Origin of the sequence: Streptococcus sp. S784/96/1, from assembly GCF_902729355.1 — a bacterium.
GTDB classification, from domain to species: Bacteria; Bacillota; Bacilli; order Lactobacillales; family Streptococcaceae; genus Streptococcus; species Streptococcus caledonicus.
This window is the reverse complement of record NZ_CACVCC010000003.1, coordinates 61,052-82,368: the sequence shown is the minus strand read 5'-3', so window position 1 is coordinate 82,368 and position 21,317 is coordinate 61,052. Positions and strand designations below refer to the sequence as shown.

The 21,317-nt window shown below is 34.8% G+C and carries 25 protein-coding genes; 15 read left to right on the top strand and 10 right to left on the bottom strand.

The window, feature by feature from the left end; all coding sequences use genetic code 11:
- Positions 1 to 183: 183 nt before the first annotated feature.
- The 7 genes from GZ996_RS01750 to GZ996_RS01720 all read right to left on the bottom strand — a co-directional run bounded on the left by GZ996_RS01750 (position 184) and on the right by GZ996_RS01720 (position 5,568).
- The gene (locus GZ996_RS01750) at positions 184 to 789 is read right to left on the bottom strand and encodes a hypothetical protein (protein WP_162011195.1); all 606 of its coding nucleotides are present in this window, start codon (positions 787 to 789) and stop codon (positions 184 to 186) included.
- Positions 786 to 1,886 (bottom strand): type IV secretion system DNA-binding domain-containing protein, encoded by a 1,101-nt coding sequence (locus GZ996_RS01745; protein ID WP_162011194.1) that lies wholly within the window; start codon positions 1,884 to 1,886, stop codon positions 786 to 788. Before GZ996_RS01745 ends, GZ996_RS01750 begins: the two co-directional genes overlap by 4 nt.
- Positions 1,886 to 2,206 (bottom strand): hypothetical protein, encoded by a 321-nt coding sequence (locus GZ996_RS01740; protein ID WP_162011193.1) that lies wholly within the window; start codon positions 2,204 to 2,206, stop codon positions 1,886 to 1,888. The genes GZ996_RS01745 and GZ996_RS01740 overlap by 1 nt, the downstream gene beginning before the upstream one ends.
- A gap of 179 nt (positions 2,207 to 2,385) precedes the next feature.
- Positions 2,386 to 2,814 carry a sigma-70 family RNA polymerase sigma factor gene (locus tag GZ996_RS01735; protein ID WP_162011192.1) on the bottom strand — a complete coding sequence of 143 codons (429 nt, stop codon included), beginning with the start codon at positions 2,812 to 2,814 and terminating at the stop codon, positions 2,386 to 2,388.
- A gap of 330 nt (positions 2,815 to 3,144) precedes the next feature.
- Positions 3,145 to 4,560 carry a helix-turn-helix domain-containing protein gene (locus tag GZ996_RS01730; protein WP_162011191.1) on the bottom strand — a complete coding sequence of 472 codons (1,416 nt, stop codon included), beginning with the start codon at positions 4,558 to 4,560 and terminating at the stop codon, positions 3,145 to 3,147.
- A 43-nt stretch (positions 4,561 to 4,603) separates the two neighbouring features.
- Positions 4,604 to 4,942, bottom strand: coding sequence for a Cd(II)/Zn(II)-sensing metalloregulatory transcriptional regulator CadX (gene cadX / locus GZ996_RS01725; RefSeq protein ID WP_000711078.1), 339 nt, complete (start codon positions 4,940 to 4,942; stop codon positions 4,604 to 4,606).
- Between the two features lie 11 nt (positions 4,943 to 4,953).
- A complete protein-coding gene (locus tag GZ996_RS01720; protein WP_070587531.1) occupies positions 4,954 to 5,568 on the bottom strand; it encodes a CadD family cadmium resistance transporter in 615 nt (204 codons plus the stop codon).
- 28 nt (positions 5,569 to 5,596) lie between these two features.
- On the opposite strand from GZ996_RS01720, the gene GZ996_RS11795 reads away from it, so the two are divergent.
- The 11 genes from GZ996_RS11795 (at position 5,597) to GZ996_RS01665 (ending at position 13,655) form a co-directional block, all read left to right on the top strand.
- Positions 5,597 to 5,782: a hypothetical protein gene (locus tag GZ996_RS11795; RefSeq protein ID WP_002892741.1), complete on the top strand. Its 186-nt coding sequence runs from the start codon at positions 5,597 to 5,599 to the stop codon at positions 5,780 to 5,782.
- Between the two features lie 313 nt (positions 5,783 to 6,095).
- Positions 6,096 to 6,602, top strand: a complete 507-nt coding sequence (locus tag GZ996_RS01710; protein ID WP_162011190.1) for a hypothetical protein — start codon at positions 6,096 to 6,098, stop codon at positions 6,600 to 6,602.
- Between the two features lie 194 nt (positions 6,603 to 6,796).
- Entirely contained in the window at positions 6,797 to 7,117 is a 321-nt protein-coding gene (locus GZ996_RS01705) for a hypothetical protein (protein ID WP_029989009.1), read from the top strand.
- A 143-nt stretch (positions 7,118 to 7,260) separates the two neighbouring features.
- The gene (locus GZ996_RS11790) at positions 7,261 to 7,413 is read left to right on the top strand and encodes a hypothetical protein (RefSeq protein WP_226986910.1); all 153 of its coding nucleotides are present in this window, start codon (positions 7,261 to 7,263) and stop codon (positions 7,411 to 7,413) included.
- Positions 7,370 to 8,734 (top strand): FtsK/SpoIIIE domain-containing protein, encoded by a 1,365-nt coding sequence (locus tag GZ996_RS01695; RefSeq protein WP_162011189.1) that lies wholly within the window; start codon positions 7,370 to 7,372, stop codon positions 8,732 to 8,734. The genes GZ996_RS11790 and GZ996_RS01695 overlap by 44 nt, the downstream gene beginning before the upstream one ends.
- 119 nt (positions 8,735 to 8,853) lie before the next feature.
- Positions 8,854 to 8,994, top strand: coding sequence for a hypothetical protein (locus GZ996_RS01690; RefSeq protein WP_162011163.1), 141 nt, complete (start codon positions 8,854 to 8,856; stop codon positions 8,992 to 8,994).
- A 36-nt stretch (positions 8,995 to 9,030) separates the two neighbouring features.
- Positions 9,031 to 9,450, top strand: coding sequence for a hypothetical protein (locus GZ996_RS01685; RefSeq protein WP_105155347.1), 420 nt, complete (start codon positions 9,031 to 9,033; stop codon positions 9,448 to 9,450).
- 4 nt (positions 9,451 to 9,454) lie between these two features.
- Complete coding sequence (locus GZ996_RS01680) at positions 9,455 to 10,471, top strand: replication initiation factor domain-containing protein (protein ID WP_156009927.1); 1,017 nt, start codon at positions 9,455 to 9,457, stop codon at positions 10,469 to 10,471.
- Positions 10,472 to 10,532: 61 nt separating this feature from the next.
- Positions 10,533 to 10,781 (top strand): hypothetical protein, encoded by a 249-nt coding sequence (locus tag GZ996_RS01675; protein ID WP_017647554.1) that lies wholly within the window; start codon positions 10,533 to 10,535, stop codon positions 10,779 to 10,781.
- Between the two features lie 15 nt (positions 10,782 to 10,796).
- Positions 10,797 to 12,293: a tyrosine-type recombinase/integrase gene (locus GZ996_RS01670; RefSeq protein WP_162011188.1), complete on the top strand. Its 1,497-nt coding sequence runs from the start codon at positions 10,797 to 10,799 to the stop codon at positions 12,291 to 12,293.
- Positions 12,294 to 12,371: 78 nt separating this feature from the next.
- The gene (locus GZ996_RS01665) at positions 12,372 to 13,655 is read left to right on the top strand and encodes a hypothetical protein (protein ID WP_162011187.1); all 1,284 of its coding nucleotides are present in this window, start codon (positions 12,372 to 12,374) and stop codon (positions 13,653 to 13,655) included.
- An 87-nt stretch (positions 13,656 to 13,742) separates the two neighbouring features.
- Here GZ996_RS01665 and rpmG read toward each other — a convergent pair whose 3' ends face one another.
- The 3 genes from rpmG to GZ996_RS01650 all read right to left on the bottom strand — a co-directional run bounded on the left by rpmG (position 13,743) and on the right by GZ996_RS01650 (position 16,851).
- Positions 13,743 to 13,892, bottom strand: coding sequence for a 50S ribosomal protein L33 (gene rpmG, locus GZ996_RS01660; protein ID WP_002262412.1), 150 nt, complete (start codon positions 13,890 to 13,892; stop codon positions 13,743 to 13,745).
- 15 nt (positions 13,893 to 13,907) lie between these two features.
- Positions 13,908 to 14,090: a 50S ribosomal protein L32 gene (rpmF, locus tag GZ996_RS01655; RefSeq protein WP_000290414.1), complete on the bottom strand. Its 183-nt coding sequence runs from the start codon at positions 14,088 to 14,090 to the stop codon at positions 13,908 to 13,910.
- Positions 14,091 to 14,286: 196 nt separating this feature from the next.
- Positions 14,287 to 16,851, bottom strand: a complete 2,565-nt coding sequence (locus tag GZ996_RS01650) for a pneumococcal-type histidine triad protein (protein ID WP_162011186.1) — start codon at positions 16,849 to 16,851, stop codon at positions 14,287 to 14,289.
- 345 nt (positions 16,852 to 17,196) lie between these two features.
- Here GZ996_RS01650 and hisS point away from each other — a divergent pair, with 345 nt between their 5' ends.
- The 4 genes from hisS to GZ996_RS01630 all read left to right on the top strand — a co-directional run bounded on the left by hisS (position 17,197) and on the right by GZ996_RS01630 (position 21,157).
- Complete coding sequence (hisS, locus tag GZ996_RS01645; RefSeq protein ID WP_162011185.1) at positions 17,197 to 18,471, top strand: histidine--tRNA ligase; 1,275 nt, start codon at positions 17,197 to 17,199, stop codon at positions 18,469 to 18,471.
- Between the two features lie 76 nt (positions 18,472 to 18,547).
- On the top strand, positions 18,548 to 18,976 hold the full coding sequence (locus GZ996_RS01640) for a low molecular weight protein-tyrosine-phosphatase (protein WP_156805802.1): 429 nt from the start codon (positions 18,548 to 18,550) through the stop codon (positions 18,974 to 18,976).
- A gap of 4 nt (positions 18,977 to 18,980) precedes the next feature.
- Positions 18,981 to 19,382: a hypothetical protein gene (locus GZ996_RS01635; protein ID WP_161980338.1), complete on the top strand. Its 402-nt coding sequence runs from the start codon at positions 18,981 to 18,983 to the stop codon at positions 19,380 to 19,382.
- Positions 19,379 to 21,157, top strand: coding sequence for an acyltransferase family protein (locus GZ996_RS01630; RefSeq protein ID WP_156805804.1), 1,779 nt, complete (start codon positions 19,379 to 19,381; stop codon positions 21,155 to 21,157). The genes GZ996_RS01635 and GZ996_RS01630 overlap by 4 nt, the downstream gene beginning before the upstream one ends.
- Positions 21,158 to 21,317 lie beyond the last annotated feature (160 nt).

Sequence of the window (21,317 nt, the reverse complement as noted above, 5' to 3'; positions counted from 1 at the left end):
TATCGTTCTATCTATAGGAGAATGTGAGTGCAGTTTTCGGAATTTTTTGGACAAAATTTGTGATTATTGATTATTGAGCTACTGGGGGTCGTAGTAACCCCAATAGCTCATGGTTGAAATAGAACATAATAAAAAAAGGGGGCTGTTTGGCTCTTGCTAATGCAAGCCACAGCCCCCCAAAGATTAACGTTTTTTACCAATGAACCATAATTGATTGCGGACTCGAATAGGAGATGAGAAATAGTAATCAGTATGCTGACTAGCAATTTCCTCTTTTAATAGTGCTTCCATATCCTTTAGAATTTTTTGTCCCTGTTGGTCTCTTGGAACTTTGATGAAGATAGTGACAGAATCAGTCTGAATATCAACCATACATTTACGGACAGCTCGATTAAATCCGTTGTTTACAGGGGTTGATGTTGGTATAGTCTGATGTTCAGGACTTGTTACTTTCTGTACTTTTTCACGTTGAAATAAGAAATTTCTAAGAGAAAAAGTATGATAAACAGATTTCACATAGTTCACAAGTCTGTCTGTTTTCCACCGTTTGACAATTTCTATTCCAATCAATACCAAGGATAAGGACAAGCAAATAAGAGCTAGTCCGTAACTAATAGAACTGATTTTATCAGTAATAGTTGTGACAGTCTCCAACTTGAACAGAGTATTGGTATTCAATTGAATAGATAGACTATTGAAAAGCCAACCGAACAAATACAAGATAGGAGCGATGAGAAGCAGATTCAGAATGAAATTGAAACTTCTCATGAAATAGTTTTTAGTTGTCATAGGATACCTCGTTTAGTGTAGTAAGTTGGGCAGAGCAGAGGAAGAACCTGATAGGGGTGTTCATTATCAATAACTTGAATGAGACCTGTACCATGTCCAGTTGGAATAACAATCCCTTCAGGGTCTAAGTCAGGAAATAAAAATTGGGTGGTTTTCTGATTGATATTTCCGATTTGTAATAATACGTTTAGCTGTTCCCTTACTGAAATGGGAATGGTATTGTGGTCAAAACGTTGGCTAACTAAGAAGAGATGAATTTTAGTTGCTCTCCCTAATAAGGCAATTTGCGAGAGCAAGGAGAAAAAGGCTTCTTTGATATTTTTATTGACTCCCTCTGATAGAGCAAGTACTTCATCAATGACAATGGTTAGATGGGTAAATTGATGGTTAGGATTATCATACAAGATAGCTTGCCTTTTCTGAATGAGAGTTGCACACTGACTTAATTGTTCATTAACCTGTGAAACAAAATCAGATTTTGAACGATTTTCGGCAGGGTGTATAACCGCAATGTGATTTTCTCTAGCCCATCGGCTTGGGGTGTCGAATTTAGGGTCAATAATTATCAAGTCAGACATATGCTTCAGGACACTCAAGAAGTAAGTGATAGCGTACGATTTTCCTGAACCCGAATTTCCAGCAATAGCCCAGTGATTTACCTTATCTAAATTGAGTTCAAAGTTTTTCATGATTGGGATTTTTCCCTGCGGTAAGTTAGCTGAAAACTTATCTAATTCAGGAATTACAAGACGTTCTGAAATCCCCTCCTTCCATGGGAAAAAGAGACCACGTTGTACGTGTAAATCATCTGTTTTAAGGGGGATAAAATAGGTCGCATTTTGCTTCAATAAGGTATATTGAGGGTATAGGGAAGCGTTAGCAATCAGAAAGATTTTCTTGTACAAGTCATCATCAAGGATGTAGGCACACGGAAGGCGAGGGACAAAGACAAAGCCGTCTTCTTGGATAATTATGTTAAAGGAATTAGTATAGCTGGTTTCTCCCTGCATTAAAGCCCCCAGAGCCATGTTTAGGCTCTGGAGCAGATAAGATTGCAGAAAGGATTGGTTAATCACATTAAGATTTTTTGAATTCATTATCGTACCTCCTTGATACCGTTAGCTTTGAAATATATATTATATTTCACTTCGCAGGCTTGCAGAGTGTCAAATTGAATCATGGATTGAAAAGCTGGTAGCTCAATTCTATCCACAAACTTTACTTGAAAGGGGTCTTGTCCTTCCTGCACAAACCAAGCTTTGTAGGCTACGATTTCTCCTGTCGGCTTGCCATCCTCAAATTGTTGTTGTGGTTCAAGCTCGGAACTAAGTGAGAAAATCGGTTGTTTTTGACTGATGATTTTGTCAGCCAATGAAGTGGTATAACCACCTTTTGTAGTTTTCATTTTGAATGCCATCGGCAGTTCCTCCTATGTAGTAGAAAAAATGTGAATGAGAATGCTCGGTTTGAATCATGAGCTGGATATTTTATCTAGTTCATATCCATCACCTCCTATATATAGGAGATTCAGAATATGGTTTTCGGAATTTTTTTGAAAAAAACTAGTAGTCTTTTTGTTGACTACTAGTTAATCTATTATGATTGCATTTTTTTAAGAACCTGCTTACAGGATTCCTTGTAGTACTTTTTAGCAGTCTTATCAGACCGACCAATTAGTTGACTAGCTTTTGTAGCATTTAGACCATTTTCAAATATAGCTTTAAAAACGATACGGTGTTCTTCATCTAATTCAGTTAATGCTTCAAGATAAAGTTGTTCTTCTACTTGCTTGATTACATTGTCTTCACCAGAACAAGAATTACTTTGAATAAGTTCTTGAAGTGTCGTTTCACGTCCATCATTGGATACAATGAAGTCTAAACTGGATACTTGATGGTATCTAATTTTACGTTGATAGTTTGCTTCTTCTCTATCCATGTCATCTAAGAGTTTTAGCCAAAAAGTTTGTTCTTCTGTTTCTAAGCTAGAAACGAGTTCGATATTTGTCGGATAATGTGTCATCATATTACACCTCATGCCAGCCCGTTTTAGGAGCGGAAAGAAGCGAATATGAGCAAAAATTGAATGCCGATAGGTGCAAAATGGCACACCAAATAGACGGCGAAACAATTTTATGTAAGATATGACCTTTATCATCATATCGTCATATTAGTTTCAATCCGTCCGTTTGATGCGCATCAGTTAGGACTGTAATTATAATTTATTTATCAAGAGCATTTCTTGATATATTCAGTATAAGGCATAATGTTCTTCTATTTTTTACTTCTTTTTTTACATTAATAGACTAATTTGTAAAACGAAGCGCAAAAAAAAACTAGGCGATTTACCTAGTTTTTAAAGAGCAAATTTTCGTATCTCCTCTTCACTTAATAATTTAATAAAGGCCTGTTGTACTTTATCTAAAGTATGAGCCATTGACAGCAACTCCTTATTTAATTGTTCTTGGAAATAGTATGTTACTTGGGTGTTATTAGTCAATAATCCCTCGATATGGCGAGAGACACTTGTATTGTCTAAATTAATGTCATAGAGGTCAACTAAATCAATAAGTTCGATGTCATTTATTCCCTGAGATGCAGTTTCTTCTATTCTTTTCTTATCCTCTAGTGAAAATCTTGTTGGCTCTATTTGAATAGCAGGTCTTTCCTGAATTGGTCTTGTTGCATAAGGATTAGAGACCCAACTGATTATTTCATCAAAAGTTCTTTCCTCTGTTAGTTTTATATCTTCAGATTTATGAACACTAAAGCCATTCCTTTCTAGCTCTTCTTTGGAGTACTTTTGGGTTAACTCTGCAACATCTTTACCTTGACGTAACAGTTGGATATAGTCATTATATATCTGTTCAAATTTTGCCTTATCTATTTGTTGACCGCCTGTCATACTGTATGCAAATTTTGTGTTTGCTTTTTTGGAAATAACTAACGGAACGGACGTAAGGTAAGATTTTGGGATATTTTCTTTATACATTCGTTCTAGAATATCATCAACCAGGAATCCGATATTAAATAGTGGATTTTCTTTGAGTTTTTTTATTAGGTTAGGGATAATTTCTGTCGAAACATTATCATACCACCATTTATTGATAAGTGGGTCAATGTTTTCTTGCCTAAATGTTGAGGGTATGCCATTTCCGTCTAATTCAAATAGGATGCCACAGACATTAACTTCAAATGATTTAATTAAATTATCCCCTAACATCAACCAAAGAATATCAAACATTTCTTCAAAATCAATGACAGTTAATTCATTGATAGTACTGGTTCTAAAACTTCTAGCGAGGTTATAACTTTTTTCACCAACAGTAATGTCAATGTCATCTTTCTTGTGAAAAGTATCCATTTCAGTTTCATCAGAAGCCAAAAAATTTTTTCTTTGAATATTGAAATTTGCGAATGTCTTGGAAAGTCTAAGACAGCTGGATTGTATTGAAATTAAATCATCGTCCGAAAAAGAATACATTCTTTTATCTACAGTTTCCAAATCTCTAAATAAAATAGAGCTGAAGCAGTGGTAAAACATATTTTCAACAAACTTGGCAATATCTCCAAAAATAATTTCTTTATAGTCCGAGTCGGTTTGAGTATTCAAATAAAGCAATATTGAAGCGGTAACTTGTCGCTTTCCCTTTTCAACTTGGCTAACTTGACCTGCATTACCTAGGTCACTTTGCTTTAAATTATACTTTTTTCTTAAACATTTGATACGAGTAGGTATTTCTTGTGAGTAATTTTCATCAAAAAATTTCATAGATAAGCCCTCTATAAACATGGAAAAGTAGTAAAAATAGTTGTTATCCTAGTTGATTAAAAAAATCTCTGATTTCCTCATCTTTTATAAAATAATATATAATTTTCCCCTCTCTTCTAGTGTCCAAGATGTTTTGATTGGCTAGTTTACGAAGATGGTGGGAGGCAGATGCCATACTGAGATTTAGTAAACAGGCTATATCGCAGACACAGAGTTCTTCAACAGCAAGGAGATAAAAGATGATATTTATCTGTTTATTATCGGTAAATTTTGATAAAATGCGAAGTGATTTTTGGACTTTTTCCTTTTCAAGGTAGTTCGTTGCGGTTGTAACATTTTGTTGATTAATAACATCCACTTGACAGATACTATCTTTTTTCATAATTTTTTCTCCTAGCCTAACACAGCCCATAGCATGTCAAAGCTGTTGTTTTCAATCAGGATATACATCCCCAATCCTAAATAGACAACGGCAATAAACCATCTGCTATATTTTTCCAAAGTTTCTCCAACAGAAGGGACTTGTGCCAATTTTTGGGCAGAAAAAACCAAGAGATAAATCATGACTAGAAAAGTAAGTAAAGTCACTATCAAATTCGCTAAATTTAAGGTGGTAAAATATGGGACAAAGACACCAATATTGTCAGCGCCACAACTTGCAAAAGTAATCATAGCGACTAGAAAAATCAGGTTTTTATTGTCTTTTCGCAAACCATCTTTTGCAATAGCTTCTCCATCAGAATCTCCTAAAAGCAAAACTTTGAGGCCTAGGAAAATTGGAATCAAACCGAGTAAACCTAAAATCTCTTTACTAGGAATATAATTTAAGACAAATGCAAAAAGCAAACTTAGCAATATTAGACTAACAGAGCCTAGAAATTGTCCTAAATAGATGTTAATGATGTCTTTTCTGCTTTTTCTTTTGGCAAAAAATAACATTAGGATAATAAGTAAGTCTACGGCTGTCCCAGAATACAGGATTATTGAAGTAACAATATTTTGAATCATAAAACACCTCATTCAAATATATTTTTGAATGTATTCTAACATTAAACTTTGTAGATGTCAACTTAAAATCCACCAAAATATAGATAAGAAGTTAGTGTACCAAATATTAAAAAGCCCTGCCATCGAAATGATAGCAGGGCTTAACTTCAATATCCAGATGATATATTTATCTAAAAAAGGTAGAGTAAAAGGTAGAGTTTTTATTGATTTGTAGTGCGATATAATGAGTTTCAAAAAATCAAAAATCGCTTAAAATCAATATTTTGACGTCTATTGACGTGTACTGAAACCCTTACTTCACCTCAGTAAAGAAAATGTTATTTTAATGAAGTATTATGATACTTAGAAAGCTTTATCTGACAGGCTTTATTTCGGATAGAAAGTGAGTGATATATAGTAAATTGTAGATTACTTGAAGTTTAATCAGTTAGAAATCAGTTATAAAAAATTTTAACTTTTTCTTGCATTTATATATTCCATGTGATAGAATTATAGTGTAAGATACAATAGAACAAGAAGGAGAGAAAATGAGTAGAGAGTATAAAACAGTTCGAGTTGCTCATGAAACAAAATATTGGCTAAATGAACTTATTTTCTTAAAGGAAGAGCAACTAAAAAGTGAAAAGAATTTTTTAATAGATAAGTATGAGGCAATATTGAAAGAATATGAAGATTTTTCTCAGGGATATTCTCCAACTTTATCTATCATGGTTTCAAGTGGAAGTATCTTGGAGGCGGCATATTATTTTGTAAAAGAGAAAGATGATAGAAAAGAGATTGAGTGGTCTCAAGTCTTTGCAGAAATAGCAAGCCAGAAAGTAGATTATTCGCAGGAAGTCGGGACGATTACTCCGAGATTCTATCTGTTTAGTGATGTGTTACAAGGTTTAGAGGATTATAGGTATAAATTAAAACCAGACTCTATGCAGAGGGTGGTCAACTTGAATTACGTCATCAAGATTTTTATATATCTTTATTATCGTTCGAAGATAGAAGAAATTGAATTGTTTAAGGCAAAACGAATTAATAAATAATAAGGATGGTTTTCATCTTTATTATTTATTAACTAAGTTCCATGGTGTTATACACTATATTTTTTAGAACAAAAGTTCTATAGAGTGTTACACAAAGAAACGAGTAGGAGGTAAAAAATGAAAGCAAGAGCTTCGCCTTTACTTATTAAATATATTGATTATAACAACAAATTAAAAAATGGAGAAATAAATAGATGAAAACATTTAAAGATATTTTCCTTAGCGAAGGAATGGAAATGCCAAATATCAATGGAATTAAACGAGTACAAGGCTTTAATTCAGATAATTCAGTATCTTTTATATTGGATAATGACTCTCGAGAGTTCCTAAAGAAAAATTTGCCAATTGAGGGGGTAATCTATGAGCCAACTATGAAGAAGTTAGCAGAAAACATCATTATTCTTAATCGTCAAAAACACCGTATTTCTGATGAATCTAGGATTAGCTTGATGAACAAAGAGATTTACCAAGGCTACAGGGAAACTTCTTTTTACACCTCAATAATTGAAGCTTAGTGATGATATAAGGGGAGCTAACTCCTCCCCCGTTGGTTTTATGAAAGGAAATTATTATTATGAAAATTTATAAGTTTATGTTCAACATCACTTATCCTGCTCTAATTCTTTGCTTGTATATTATATTCCAGATGAAGGGCGAGATGTCTCCATGGTTCGATACCTTATTTTTATCAGGAGGATTTTTAGTCATACCACTCCTATTGATATTATTAGATTATCTATCAGTTGAAAATGATAAGGGAGGGGATAATGAAGATAATCAAGCTGAATCAAACGGTACGGGTAAAGTTTAACCCTTACATCATAACTTCTCGAAGAATTTCTTGTATCAGAGTTGGAATGGAATTTTTTCTCGGTATTTTATTGATAAATACTTTGTTTTCTCCATACTCAATCCCTGTTAAATCAGTGCTTTCTTTGATATTTATTGGAATAATTTGTTCTATTGAAAAATTTTTTAAGTCTGTTTTTATATCAAAAATTAAAAATATATTGTATGTTAGAGAATCTCTATTTGATATGTTGGTTAGCTTGAATTTGTATGTTGAAGAAAACAATGTAGTTATTAGCAGTGCTACATTACATTTTGATATTACGTCTGATAATAATCTAATTATTACAGTTCCACTTTTTGGTAATAAATTTCTAAAACTTCTTAAAAACCTAGACGAGTATCTTATACCAACATTAGGACTGCCTCTAATATCAAAACAAGAATTCCCTGATTATGTTATTTTTAAACTCGGTCACATAGAAGAAATTGAACAGTATATTTTCAATAGCCATACATTGACTAAAGAATTTTTTGAAGATAATCCTAGTCCAATAATCAAGCTATCAAATACTCAGCAATTTAGTCTAAAATCAAATACTAATCTCGGGATTTACGGTCGAACTGGAACAGGGAAGACAATAGCTCTACAATGGTACTTATTTAATGCACTAGCTAAAGGTTGTGGCACTACTGACAATACTTATTTGGGAATTGTTGATGGTAAGGGAGCTGATTTATTTGCCCTTGGTAAACTTCTTCAAGAAGAATTAGGGGAGCAAATAGCAGTAGGCTCTTCGCCTCAAATGTTAGCAAAATTATCAAGAGAATTTGTTCAGATTATGGGGGAACGTTTTGAAATTATTGAGCGAAACAGCACGCTAAATGCAGATGCTTATGATTTAGGAATGACCCCCAATTTTTTATTTGTTGATGAGCTTGCTTCCATTCGTGATAGCTGTGGTTCTAGTAAACAGGGCAAAGAGCTGTGGAATGAAATTCTCCAAAACTTAGGCTTAATTGCTCGTAAGGGGAGGCAGGCGGGGTGCCACTTAGTTCTGTCAACTCAAGACCCTAATTCCGAAAATATAAATGTAGAGCTAAGAAATCAAATTTCGGCAATTTTATACCTTGGAAATCCGGGTAATGACCGATTAAAAATGGCTTTTAGTATGTGTGAACTTGAAAGCGTACCTACTATATCAGATAGAAAAGGAGAAGCGCTTTTTTATGCTGACGGTATAGGTTCAGTTGAACCAGTAATAACAATCGTTCCGTTCGTTGATGTTAAAACTAAACAACAATTTTTACAGGTAGTTAGAAATATACTGCCAAACTACTAATGGCGGTCTTTTTCCCTAGAGAAATAGGGACGATTGCCTAGAGGGCAAAATCGAGCGGAGCGTTCCTCTTTTCGCTAGGGAGAAAGAGCCCACCGACTGCTTTGCAGGAGGTCAGAAAAATGCCCCCAGTACTAATAGGGGGTGCACACATACATGAAATGTACTCTAAACCCTTGATACGTAAGGGGTTACGGCTTGTTGGTTATGCCGAAGTCATTGAAACCCTTGTGGGAGAAGGGATTGAGTCACTTTTTGTGTAGGATACGACTTTTTGAATAGAAAATGGAGTAATTATTATGACTTACAATATGACAGATACTACCCTTAAGATTGGGCAACTTGATTTGGATATGACACAGTTTGAAGTGCCGAAAAAAATTGTTATTCTATCTGCTAAACTGAATAACAAATATAATGAGATTAACGGTGAGAAAGTAAAGACTGAAGAGATTACAAAAATCGTTTGTACTGCACTTGATGCCGACAAAGTGAAGGTACTAACTGAAATGGGGATTTCTACTGATGATTTGAAAGCTATCAACCTAGAAATTGTAGGTAATGTAGATAAGATTGCTACGCTCGCTCAAAATGAATCACTTTTGAATGTTCCGATTGAGTTGGTTAAGCCGAAAATTCGTTTAGCTTGGAACATGGCACGAAGTAACTGGGCAGGTGTTAAATTAGTATGTGAGGACATTAAAATTCTAGGAGCATAACCCTATGAATACAGTCAGAATTGATTATTTTGCAGTAACCGTTAAAAATATTCCTCCAGAAAGTGTTTTAACTGATATTCTTTTAATTCCTTTAGAAAATTTCACATTAAATAATTGGGGAATAAACAAGTACCAGCGACATTATGCTTGTTCTGAGATTAAAGTGTACTTTAATGAGGATAGACCTTCAATGGGGGTTTTTATCGAATTAAAAGGGCAAGGCTGTCGCCAATACGAAGAATTTTTGGACGGTAACGAAAATAATTGGATAGCTTTGATAGGTCGGTTGTATCAGTATTCGGTTAATTTTACTCGCTTAGATATTGCTCACGACATATTTGACGGTAGTTTAGATGTTCAGCGAGTATATGACTATTGCAAGAAAGGTTTATGTATCTCGAAAGCAAAGCATTTTGAGTATCATGAAAAATCTGTCTTAGAAAATGGAGAACGAGTTGGCGAGACGGTTGTTATAGGTTCCAGAGGTAATCAACAATGGTGTATCTACAATAAACGTATGGAACAACTTAGCAAGCAAGAGCTTGTAGAATATCCCTCTTGGATTCGTGCAGAACTTAGATGTTGGCAGGATAAGGCGAATATTATTGCAGAGCAATTGTTTCTAAAGCGTCCTCTGTCATCTATCTATTTTGAAGCTATCAATGGTCACTATCGTTTTGTGAAACCAAATGCGACAGATACTAATCGTTGGAGAAGAAAAAAGGTCAAGTGGTGGCTAGATTATCTAAAGACCGAAAAACAGACTGTTTTGAGCGTTGAGAGAACTAAGCCTACATTACGGCAGTCAGAGGCTTGGACAGAGAAACAAGTTGCGAAGACATTGGCAAAAGTCTATACAGCAAAATATCAAGCCTATGATGTTCAAAAGGCAGAGGACTACATTCAGGGTCTACTAAAAGAAGGCTTGTCAAGGCTAACTGATAATGATGAAAAGGATATAGAGCAATATATTCGAGAGCAGAATAATTCTCCCTTATGGGGACAAAAAAAGACGACTTGAAAAACAAGTCGCCTCTAAAAATTAACTAATTAGATTATAACAAAAGAAAGGAATGTCTTCAATGATAGAGATTAAAACGAGGTCAGATTATGATTTAACCAAAAATTGGTATCGAAAAAAGGAGTTTTTAGATGAACTCTGGAAGGGTATGAAATTACCGACTTTGGATCACTATATTCGTCAAATGAGGAATAGTCCCTATTCTTTTGGAATTTGTGGGACTCATGGTAATGTTTTTATCCATGCAGAAGTTTTCAAAGATTGGTTTGATTATAAAATTTTCCATGAAAACGAGGCAGTTATTGCTTAGCACAAGGAGGGGAAAATGAAAGTAGGTAAGACTACTCGAGTTTTAACGGTCTATCAATGGAAACCAGACCCTTCTAAGAAAGGTAATGTACTTGTTAAATTTGCAATGAGGTATACTCACCCCTTGATAACAAAAAGTCGCTATAAGTATCTTACAGGAGGGGAAAATAAAGGGTGGTATTCTACTAAGGCAACACCGACAGGAAAAGATAGCAAGGGTCAAGATAAGCTAGTTATCTCTGATATAAAGAATAGTCAGCTGATTACGAAAGTTTCAAAGTTATTGAATACAATGATTGATGAAACTGTATTAGAGTTGACTGGAGAGAAACCGAAAGAAATCGAGCCTAGTAAGACTGTACTTCTAAAAGACATAGCTAGACCGTATGATGAAAATAAAGAATTATACGGTTTAGCATTTAAGTGGTGGGTCAATAGGGTTAAACCTGCAAAGAATACTTTGAATAGTAGAGTTAGTGTATATAATCAGCATATTTTTCCTAATTTCAATGAAAACATGAGTTTTAAGCAGTTTTGTATGGAGCAAGAAAAAATGCAAAGTATTATTGATAATGCTACTGAAGGAATTTCAAAAAATATTCACATTTATCTTAAGATGATATTTGATTGGGCGGTAGAGCATGGAGAATTGACAATTTCTCAACACCCTATTTTAAACAAGAAGGTCAAGCGTAAGACCCTTACAAGTGCAGAGGAGCAGGCAAAACTTAGGGAAGATATAGCTGAAAAATATCTTGAAGTTGATGAAGCTAATCAAGTATTTGATATTATTGAAAAGTGGACAAAGAGACATAATAATGAACTAGTGGCTGATGTTTTAAGAATAATCTATTTGACAGGAATGAGACCGAGCGAAGCCCTTGGATTGAATGAAGATATTTTAGATTTCAAGAATAAACTTATCAAGGTACATTGGCAACGAGCAAGTCATAATAAGACTGATAAAGAAATGGCAGAACAAAGGTTGACCGATGAGAAGGAACGATATAGGGCTATTCTAAAGACCAAAGAGAGTGTTAGAACGATTCCAATGTCTCCTAAAGTGGAAAAGATTTTATTGAAATACATTGAGAGAAATAGATTTCAAGCGAAGTTCAACCCTACTTATAGGGATATGGGGTACATTTTTACTCGAATTTATGTCAAGGGTAAGAATCAACAAGGCAGTCCATTGTATCAGTCAGAAATCTCAATGTTTCTGCGAGGTGGTTCTAGTCAGTCCGCAAAATACAATAAGAAAAGTGGTAAACCGTATGCAGATATTGATGATTTAGTAGATTTTGGGAGACCTATTCATATAGTACCTCATATGTTCCGACATAGTTTTGTTTCGGTTATGGCAGATAAAAAAGTTAGTTTGAACGTTATCCGAGAATTTGTAGGACATTCCGAGGATAGTAAAGAGATAGAGAAAATCTATCTTCATGTAATGCAAAAAGGAAAACATAAGATTGAACAGGCTATGATAGATTTAGCAGAAATAATAAAATGAGAACTAGTTGCTGTTATTGATTCAGTTTCATTCAAAAAATGATATGATAGTGATATAGAATATCAATTAGGTGTAAGCATGATAAATAGAGAAGCTAAGAAGTTTTTTGATTATTATTTAAAAATAGTAGAAACAGAAGAATATCAATCTGATTGCCGAAGACAAGAGCAGGAAGGATTAGAGTTTCATAGAAAGTATATTGAAGAAAAACATCCGGAATGGGTAAAACGAACAGATTATTTTGATGAATTCTCGATTGGTGAGTTTCTTATTTTAGATACACTTTCAAATGAAGGAGTTAATAAATTAACGAAGCGTTTATATTCGTTGCCGAAGTCGAAATTTAAGGTAAAAAATTATTATAAAAAACCTACTATATTTAAAAAATATGACTATGTCCATTTACAATATTTAAGGCATGGGGTCGGAATTTTTGCTGAAATTGAGATTCTTGAAGATAGATTCTTCAGTAGCATTGAAATAAGTTGGTCAATGGTAAATAATTATTATGCCATTTTTCAATATAGATTTCATTTCAAACAAGTATTGACGGACTCTAATCTTCAAGTATTTATTTCTGATAATATCAAAAAATTAAGCAAGAAAGATTATATTAACTGGTATAGCATTGATAATGAGCATGATAGTCTTAATTATTTGTCTATAAAACAGATGAGTGATGAATTTCCTTCAATAATTTGTCAACATTACATAACAACATATTTATACAGTGAAAAAGGGAAGACAAATAAATTAATTAATCTAACAGTTGCTTTTCGAAAGGAAAAAGTTGATATAGATAAAATATACTTTGGAGATATTAGCTATAGTCTATATAATAAAAAGGGTAATTACTATATTTCAAATAGTTTTCATGATAGTGACTATGTTCTATACTCAGGAAGTAATATTATTCCTAGATTCAGTATTTTAGGGTCTATATCACAATATGGAAACGAACTCTATTACTTGTTGTTTGGAGAGCGAGAACTTCATATTTTTGAAAGAGATTTTTCTAAATATATATCAGGAAGAAAGAGTATAATGTTTAATAGGAATTTTTTAAACCTTTTGAAAAAAATACAAAGCTTATCGGAATCAGAAAATAGAGCAGGTATTTCTAATTTTAAAAAAGATTTTGAAAATTCTTGGACTATATTTGTATCAAATGACGAAGTTCAACTAGAAAAATTATTTCATAAAGATTTGTCATATTATAGAAATGTAATTAAAGAAAATTATTCTTATTTGAACATGCTCACAGAGATAAATTATACAAAAACAAATACTATAAGTTCTATCGTTGCCACCATAGTCTCAATCATTGCTACCATTTTATCTGTTCTTGCACTCTTAGGGTGATATAATCAGTTAAAATTCAGTTATTTTGATAAAATCAAAAGAAAAAAGCCTTTGAAACGTTGATTTCAAGGGCTTTTCTGAATTCAATTATTTAACCTCAGTAAAGATCACGTGTTTACGCAATTTTGGCGAGTATTTTTTCAATTGAAGACGGTCTGGAGTGTTACGTTTGTTTTTTGAAGTAAGGTACAAGCGTTCACCAGATTCTTTGTGTTCAAGTGTAATGTTTACGCGCATGGTATCTCCCTTCTATTATTTAGCTTCGTTAGCTTTAGCGATTTTACGTCCTTTGTAGTATCCTTTAAGTGATACACGGTGTGAACGTGAGTAATCTCCAGTTGTTTCATCAAATTGTACTGATGGAGCAGTCAATTTGTAGTGTGTACGACGTTTGTTTTTCTTCGCTTTTGAAGTGTGACGTGCAGGTACTGCCATTTTCTTTATTTTCCTTTCAAGTATGTGTTTCAGCTTTCGCCAACTTTAACAGTATATCAAAAGATTTTTGTAAAGTAAAGTTACTTGACAGTTTTTCATGATAAATTTGTGATTTTTTGCCAATTTTTTGTAAAAAATTAGTTTTTTAGTCATTTACAAAGATATTTCTTTTGGGGGTTGAAGTTTTTCAACCTCATTATTGGCTTTCTACTGTTGCATCTGTAGCATTCTCTTGATATTTTGTAATTTCTTGCGTAGTGCTTTCTGTTTGATCAACTTGATCAGGCTTCTTCGTATCTTTCTCAACTGTATTTGTGGGTGATTCTTCGGATACTGATTGGGTTTTACTAGGAACTTCAGGTTTATTCTCTTCAATTTTTCCACCTGTGACTGCTGGGAAATGTTCACGAATGGCTTTGGGAATATCATCTTGTAATTGTAATTCCTCTGCTGGAATATGGTTATTGCTAACGTCGATATAAGTTAAGGTATTATTTTTTTCTGCTAATGCGAGTGTTTTGATTTTATTTTGTGAAGCATAGATACTGTCAAGTACGGTCAAGTTATTGATTCCTTCTAAGTCGTTGAGTTTGTTTTTATTAATCGTGAGTTCTTTAAGAGTTCCTTGTGGGTGAGACAATGATAGGGTAGTAATGTTGTTATTTGATACTGAGAGGTTTTTAAGTGCTCTAGCTTCTTCTAGACCTTCTAGAGATGTTAAGGAGTTGTTGTCTAGATTGAGTGTTTCTAAACTTGGAAGGTTGTCCAAGAAATCAAGTTGGTGGGTGTCATTATCTGTAGCGGTTAATTCTTTCAAAGCAGATGCTTTGAGTGTTTTTAAATTGAGTCCTTTATTATGAGAGATGAACAATCGTTCTAATAAAGGTTTATTTGATAATGCTGATAGGTTAGTAATCTGATTACTATCTAAGCTGACAGCTTTGAGATGCTGGAGGTGGCTTAAGGCAGATAGATCAGCAATATTATTCAAATCAAGATTGAGGGACTCTAAGTTGTTTAAGTTGGCCAAGATACTAATATCTGTGATATCATTACCAGCTGCTGATACGACTTTTAGGTTTGGATAATCTTTTAAAAAGGTTAAATCAGAAATGCCGTTTTGTGAGAAATCAATACCTTCTAGTTGAGGTATATTTTTTAAGAAAGCATAGTTTTTAATCCCGGTTTTTGTCAACCACAGTTGTTTTAGTTGCTTAAATTGAAAGACTGGACTAATATCATCAATTGTTGTAAAGCCAAGTCCTAAAACTTCAACATTTGGCATTAAGTTTAGACCGAACCGTTTAAGTGGATTTGGGCGCTCACCGATGTTGAGGTAGCGAACGGTTTTCAACCATTCTTTCATTTTTTCTGGGTTGGTTTCGTTTGATGGAAATGGCTCATCAGCGTTAGCATGAAGAATATCATGGATGATATCTTCGTCAAAGCCCATCTCTTTGAGAGTCTGCATACCAACTTTATCGGAATCATGAGCGTGAGCATGAGGATCTTCGATTGGCTTATTAAGATCGATATCGGTTAGATAAATAATGTGATCGTGGTCACCGTGAGGGTAACGAAAAGCAGGACCATTATCAGAATAGAATAGAGTGATTGTTTCTTCTGGAAGCCCTAATGAATGAGCAAGATGGGAACGTTTGGCAGCAACGTCATCAACAGATGGACCTTCTTGTTTGTCAGAAGGAGTTGTTTGTGATTGAGGTTTTGGTGTTTTGTTTGGAATGAGGTGTGCCCATTTTGTTTTTGATAAATCGTCGTAACGTAGAATATGGGTATGATCGCCATGCTGAACTAAAAGACCAAGTTCACTATGTCCGACAACTCCAGAACCATCAAAAAGGAATCCGTCACTTGTTGGATGTGTTATACCAGGAATATGATTTTTTGATGAAGGATTTGATGGGAGGGGCATTGGGACATATTGTCTTGGTTGACTAGGCTGTGTTGGCAGGCTACTTTTAAGAATGTAATGGTAATGATCACCATGACGAACGGTATAGCCATTAGCATCTTCTGCAACAACGTCGTTAATGTTAAAGACATAATTGTCGTGAAGGGAGTGATTTGTTGGTGCGGCGTTGGAAGTGACTGGTGCTGTTAGATTAGCATTGTTTGGGATAAGGTATTCCCACTTGCTCCCCTTCAAGTCATTATAGAAGATGAAATGCTCATGGTCACCATGGGAGACAATGAGTCCTAGCTCTGTTTTAGTCTTGATTTGACTCTCAGAGGTAAAGAGGAATCCGTCACTGGTTGGGCGGTCAATGCCTGCAACCTCTTTTTTATTAGTTTTCTTGTGGTCGTGCTCATGATTGTGTCCATGGTGATGGTCTTCTTTGTTATTTTTCGTTAATTGACGAGCTTCGTCCAGTGTTACAATGCCTTGATTTTTTGTTTTGGGGTAAAAATAATATTTGCCATTAACTTTGACAATAGCGCCATTGGCAACCTTATATTGTAAATCTTTTTCTTTAAACGCATAATCTTTAGGAACAAGGGTCTCAGCTAAAAATTTAGCATGATAAGGTATAAAACCTTTTTCGAGATGATTGTGATCTCCGTGGATAGAAATGTAGCCACCTTCTGTAATTTCAGCAACAACGTAGATGTTCTCGTCTTTTTGAGTTTGCTGAATGTTAGGCTTATAATGGCTAGTTGTTTGTTCTTGTTGGCAAGCTACTAATGTCAAATGACTGATAAGTGTCAGTCCTACAAGAGTCATCCATTTTTTATGTTTCATGTTATTTTCTCCTGACTAAAAAGGAATATTCCGGCAAAAAAAATAAACCGGTTAATAAAGTGATTAACTGGTTTATTATATAATGAACTTCCAATAAAATCAACAGATATTGAAAGATTTGATAAAGATCTATAAAATTTTGCTTTGACATTTCCCAAAAATCCTTAAAAACATGGTAAAATAGAAGGAAATATACACTAATAGAGGAAGGAATAGAGTGAGTTTGTGTTCTAAACTGAACACGAGCTAAAAACGTCGAGAAAAAGATAGACCTCCTTGTGTCTGGTGACACGGCGTTGGTCTCCTATTTTCTTCTCGTTTTTTGACGCTTTTTGTATCTTAGAAATGAAACTTCAAAAACCTAAAGGAACGCAGGATATCTTGCCTGTAGAAGCTGCTAAATGGCAGTATGTGGAAAATGTTGCACGTGAAACATTTAAAAAATACAATTATGGTGAAATCCGTACACCGATGTTTGAGCACTATGAAGTGATTTCTCGTTCTGTCGGTGATACGACTGATATCGTAACCAAGGAAATGTATGACTTCTACGACAAGGGAGAGCGTCACATTACTCTTCGTCCAGAGGGAACTGCTCCGGTGGTGCGTTCTTATGTGGAAAATAAACTCTTTGCGCCAGAAGTGCAAAAACCGGTTAAGATGTATTATATCGGCTCAATGTTCCGCTATGAGCGTCCACAGGCAGGTCGTTTACGTGAGTTTCATCAAATTGGGGTAGAAGCTTTTGGTTCAAAAAATCCTGCGACTGATGTGGAAACTATTGCGATGGCTTACCAACTGTTTAACGAGCTTGGAATCAAGGATATTGTGTTGCACCTCAATACTTTGGGAAATCCAAAAAGTCGTAAAAACTATCGTCAGGCCTTGATTGACTATCTGACCCCACTTCGTGAGACACTTTCAAAAGACAGTCAGCGTCGGCTGGATGAAAATCCTTTACGGGTGTTGGATAGTAAGGAAAAAGAGGATAAGATAGCCGTAGCAAACGCTCCATCAATTCTTGATTACCTTGATGAAGAAAGTCAGACTTATTTTGATGCTGTTCGTGAAATGTTAGAAGACTTAAACATTCCATATGTGATTGATACCAATATGGTGCGCGGTCTGGATTATTATAACCACACGATTTTTGAATTTATCACAAAAGTAGACAAGTCTGAGTTGACCATCTGTGCGGGCGGTCGTTATGATGGATTGGTTGATTATTTTGGTGGGCCTGAGACACCAGGTTTTGGCTTTGGACTTGGACTTGAACGTTTACTTTTAATTTTGGAAAAGCAGGGCATCGCCTTGCCAGTAGAAACTAACTTAGATGTTTACATTGCCGTATTAGGAGAGGGAGTTAATCGCAAAGCTCTGCAATTGGTTCAAGCTATCCGTAATCAAGGATTTTCGGCTGAACGTGATTACCTCAATCGCAAGCTCAAAGCACAGTTTAAATCAGCAGATATTTTAAAAGCAAGAACAATTGTGACTTTAGGAGAAAGTGAAGTAGAAAGCGGTCAAGTAACGCTTAAAAATAACACAACGCGTGAAGAGCTCACAACGACATTAGATGAGCTGATGACTGACTTTAATTCGATATTTGCCAAAATTTAAAAAGGGCTTAGGCTCTTTTTTCTATAGCTATCAAAAAATTTGATATAATAGACTTAGTATAGCCAAGGAGTAGCCAATGAAGAAAATTTGTTTTGTTTGTTTAGGAAATATTTGTCGAAGTCCCATGGCAGAATTTGTCATGAAAGATGTGGCGAAAATGACAGGCCTTGTCATTGACAGCAGAGCCACTTCAAATTGGGAACATGGTAATCCGATTCATATAGGGACACAGAATATTTTGAAAAAACATGCTCTGCCTTTTGACAAAACGAAGACATCGCAGCAATTTAAAATGGCAGATTTTAAGCAGTATGATTTGGTAATTGGGATGGATGAGCAAAATGTCCGAGACTTGAAGTCTTTGTCCGCTGGTCAGTATGACGATAAGATAGTTCTTTTTTGTGAGGGAGGTGTCCCAGATCCTTGGTATACGGGTGATTTTGATGAAACCTATGCCTTAGTAAAAAAAGGATGCAAACAATGGCTGAGCCGAATAAATGGGTAGTAAAATGGAAAAACTAATACAAGGTTTAAAAAAGATAGAATTTACGCGGAGTTTAATTGAAAAGCTTGCGCTAGTGGCGATAGTGCTCTTAGGATTAACAGTATTTACTGTGCCTAGTAAGAGTAAAGGTGTTTTAACTTATAAGGAAGGTAAAATAACTTACACAGGAACTATTGTTAATTATCGAATGAATGGACAAGGTAAATTAGTCTATGAAAATGGGGACACCTATGTCGGTAGCTTTGATAATGGTGTTTTTGAGGGACAAGGAAAATTTACGTCACATCAAGGTTGGATTTATGAAGGTACTTTTAAAAATGGTTTAGCTGATGGTAAAGGTGTTTTAAAAACTAAAAGTAAAAAAACGTATAAAGGAACATTTAAACAGGGGATTTATCAAAAATGAGAATAAAATGGTTTTCAGCTGTCAGGGTAACAGGACTTCTCTTGGTTCTTCTTTACCATTATTTTAAAACGATTTTCCCAGGTGGATTTGTCGGCGTGGATATCTTTTTTACGTTTTCGGGATATTTGATCACTGCTCTACTGCTGGATGAATTTACCACGACGAACAAGATTGATTATGTATCTTTTTTACGTCGTCGCTTTTATCGCATTGTCCCACCTTTGGTATTGATGGTATTAGTTGTCATGCCCTTTACTTTGTTAGTGAGAAGGGATTTTGTTGCTGATATCGGTCGACAAATTGCGACAACACTTGGATTTACGACAAATCTCTATGAACTTTTTATTGGTGCCAATTATGAAAATCAGTTCATTCCCCACCTGTTTCTTCACACGTGGAGTTTGGCGATTGAGGTTCATTTCTATTTACTGTGGGGCATTATTATCTGGTTGGCCTCTAAACATGTTAGTCGAACAACTCAATTGCGTGGCGTTATTTTTCTGACCTCAGGAACCTTTTTTGCCCTTAGTTTTCTGACGATGTTTATTGGTGCTTTCCTTGTGGATAATTTTTCCACTCTTTATTTCTCAAGCATTGCTCACGCCTTTCCTTTTTTTGTAGGAAGTTTCTTAGCAACTGTAACTGGTATTAAAGATACGACTAAGAAGTTTCGTAAACAAGTTACGAAATGGCAAACAAGGCAAGTTTTCTTGGCAGGAGTTGGAGCTTTTGTGGGCTTAGTTCTGCTGGGTCTTTTTCTAGATTTCAATCATATATTCACTTATTTATTTGGTTTTTTGTTATCAAGTATCTTAGGTGGCGTTATGATATGTTGCACTCGTATTCTTCATGAAAAATCTTCAGAAGTTGATGAACCGAAAGTGCTAACGTTTCTATCTGATACGAGCTACGGTATTTATCTTTTCCATTGGCCTTTCTTGGTTATTTTTAATCAATTTATGCCACTTCCTTTTTCAATTTTCTTCACGACGCTCTTTTCGGTCATCTTAGCTAGTCTTTCGTATTATGTTATTGAGCCGGTTTTATTAGGAAAAACGCCTAGCATTCTAGGTTTGGATTTGGAATGGCAACCCTATAAAAAGTATGGTTTCGGTGTCTTAGCTGTGTTGACGCTTATAACATTGGTGATCTCTATTTTTGCACCTAAAGTTGGACAATTTGAAACGGACTTACGATCTAGTGCACTTGAGCAAGCCAATAGTAACATGAGTCGTACTCATACTCTTGTAGCTGGTGATGCAACGGCGATGAGTAGTTTGATGATTATTGGTGATAGTGTAACTTTAAGGGCTTCAGAGGCTATTAAAACAGTATTACCAGAAGCACAACTTGATGCCGCAGTAAGTAGAGGATTTGATTCTGCATATGAAACTTTTCAAAATTACATTTCAAATGATTCTTTACCGTTAACTGTGATTTTAGCTGTTGGTGTTAATTCACTTTATAATTATCAAGAAGATTTGGAACAATTTATGGTAGCTCTGCCAAAAGGGCATCGTCTTATTATTGTTACTCCTTATAATTCGACGGATGGTCGAGTATCAGAGGTACGTAATTATGAATTAGATTTAACACATAAGTACGATTATGTCACAATTGCTGACTGGTATCAAACAGGTATTGCTAATCAGGATATCTGGGGAGGAACAGATGGTGTTCATTTCTCAGATACAACAACTAAAGGGGCGGAGCTATACGCTAAAACAATCGAAAAAGCTGTTGAAGAGGCTTCTAAAAAACCTGCTAAGAAATAGAGTGGAGTTTGTTTCGAAAATGACTGCTTTGCTTTTCTTAAAAATAAAAAAACTCTACCTATGGGGTGGGGTTTTTGTGTGCTTTTTGCTATAATAGATGGGAATGAATATTATGAATTAAGAAAGAGAAAGGAAAGGGCATAGGGAGTATCTTATTCGG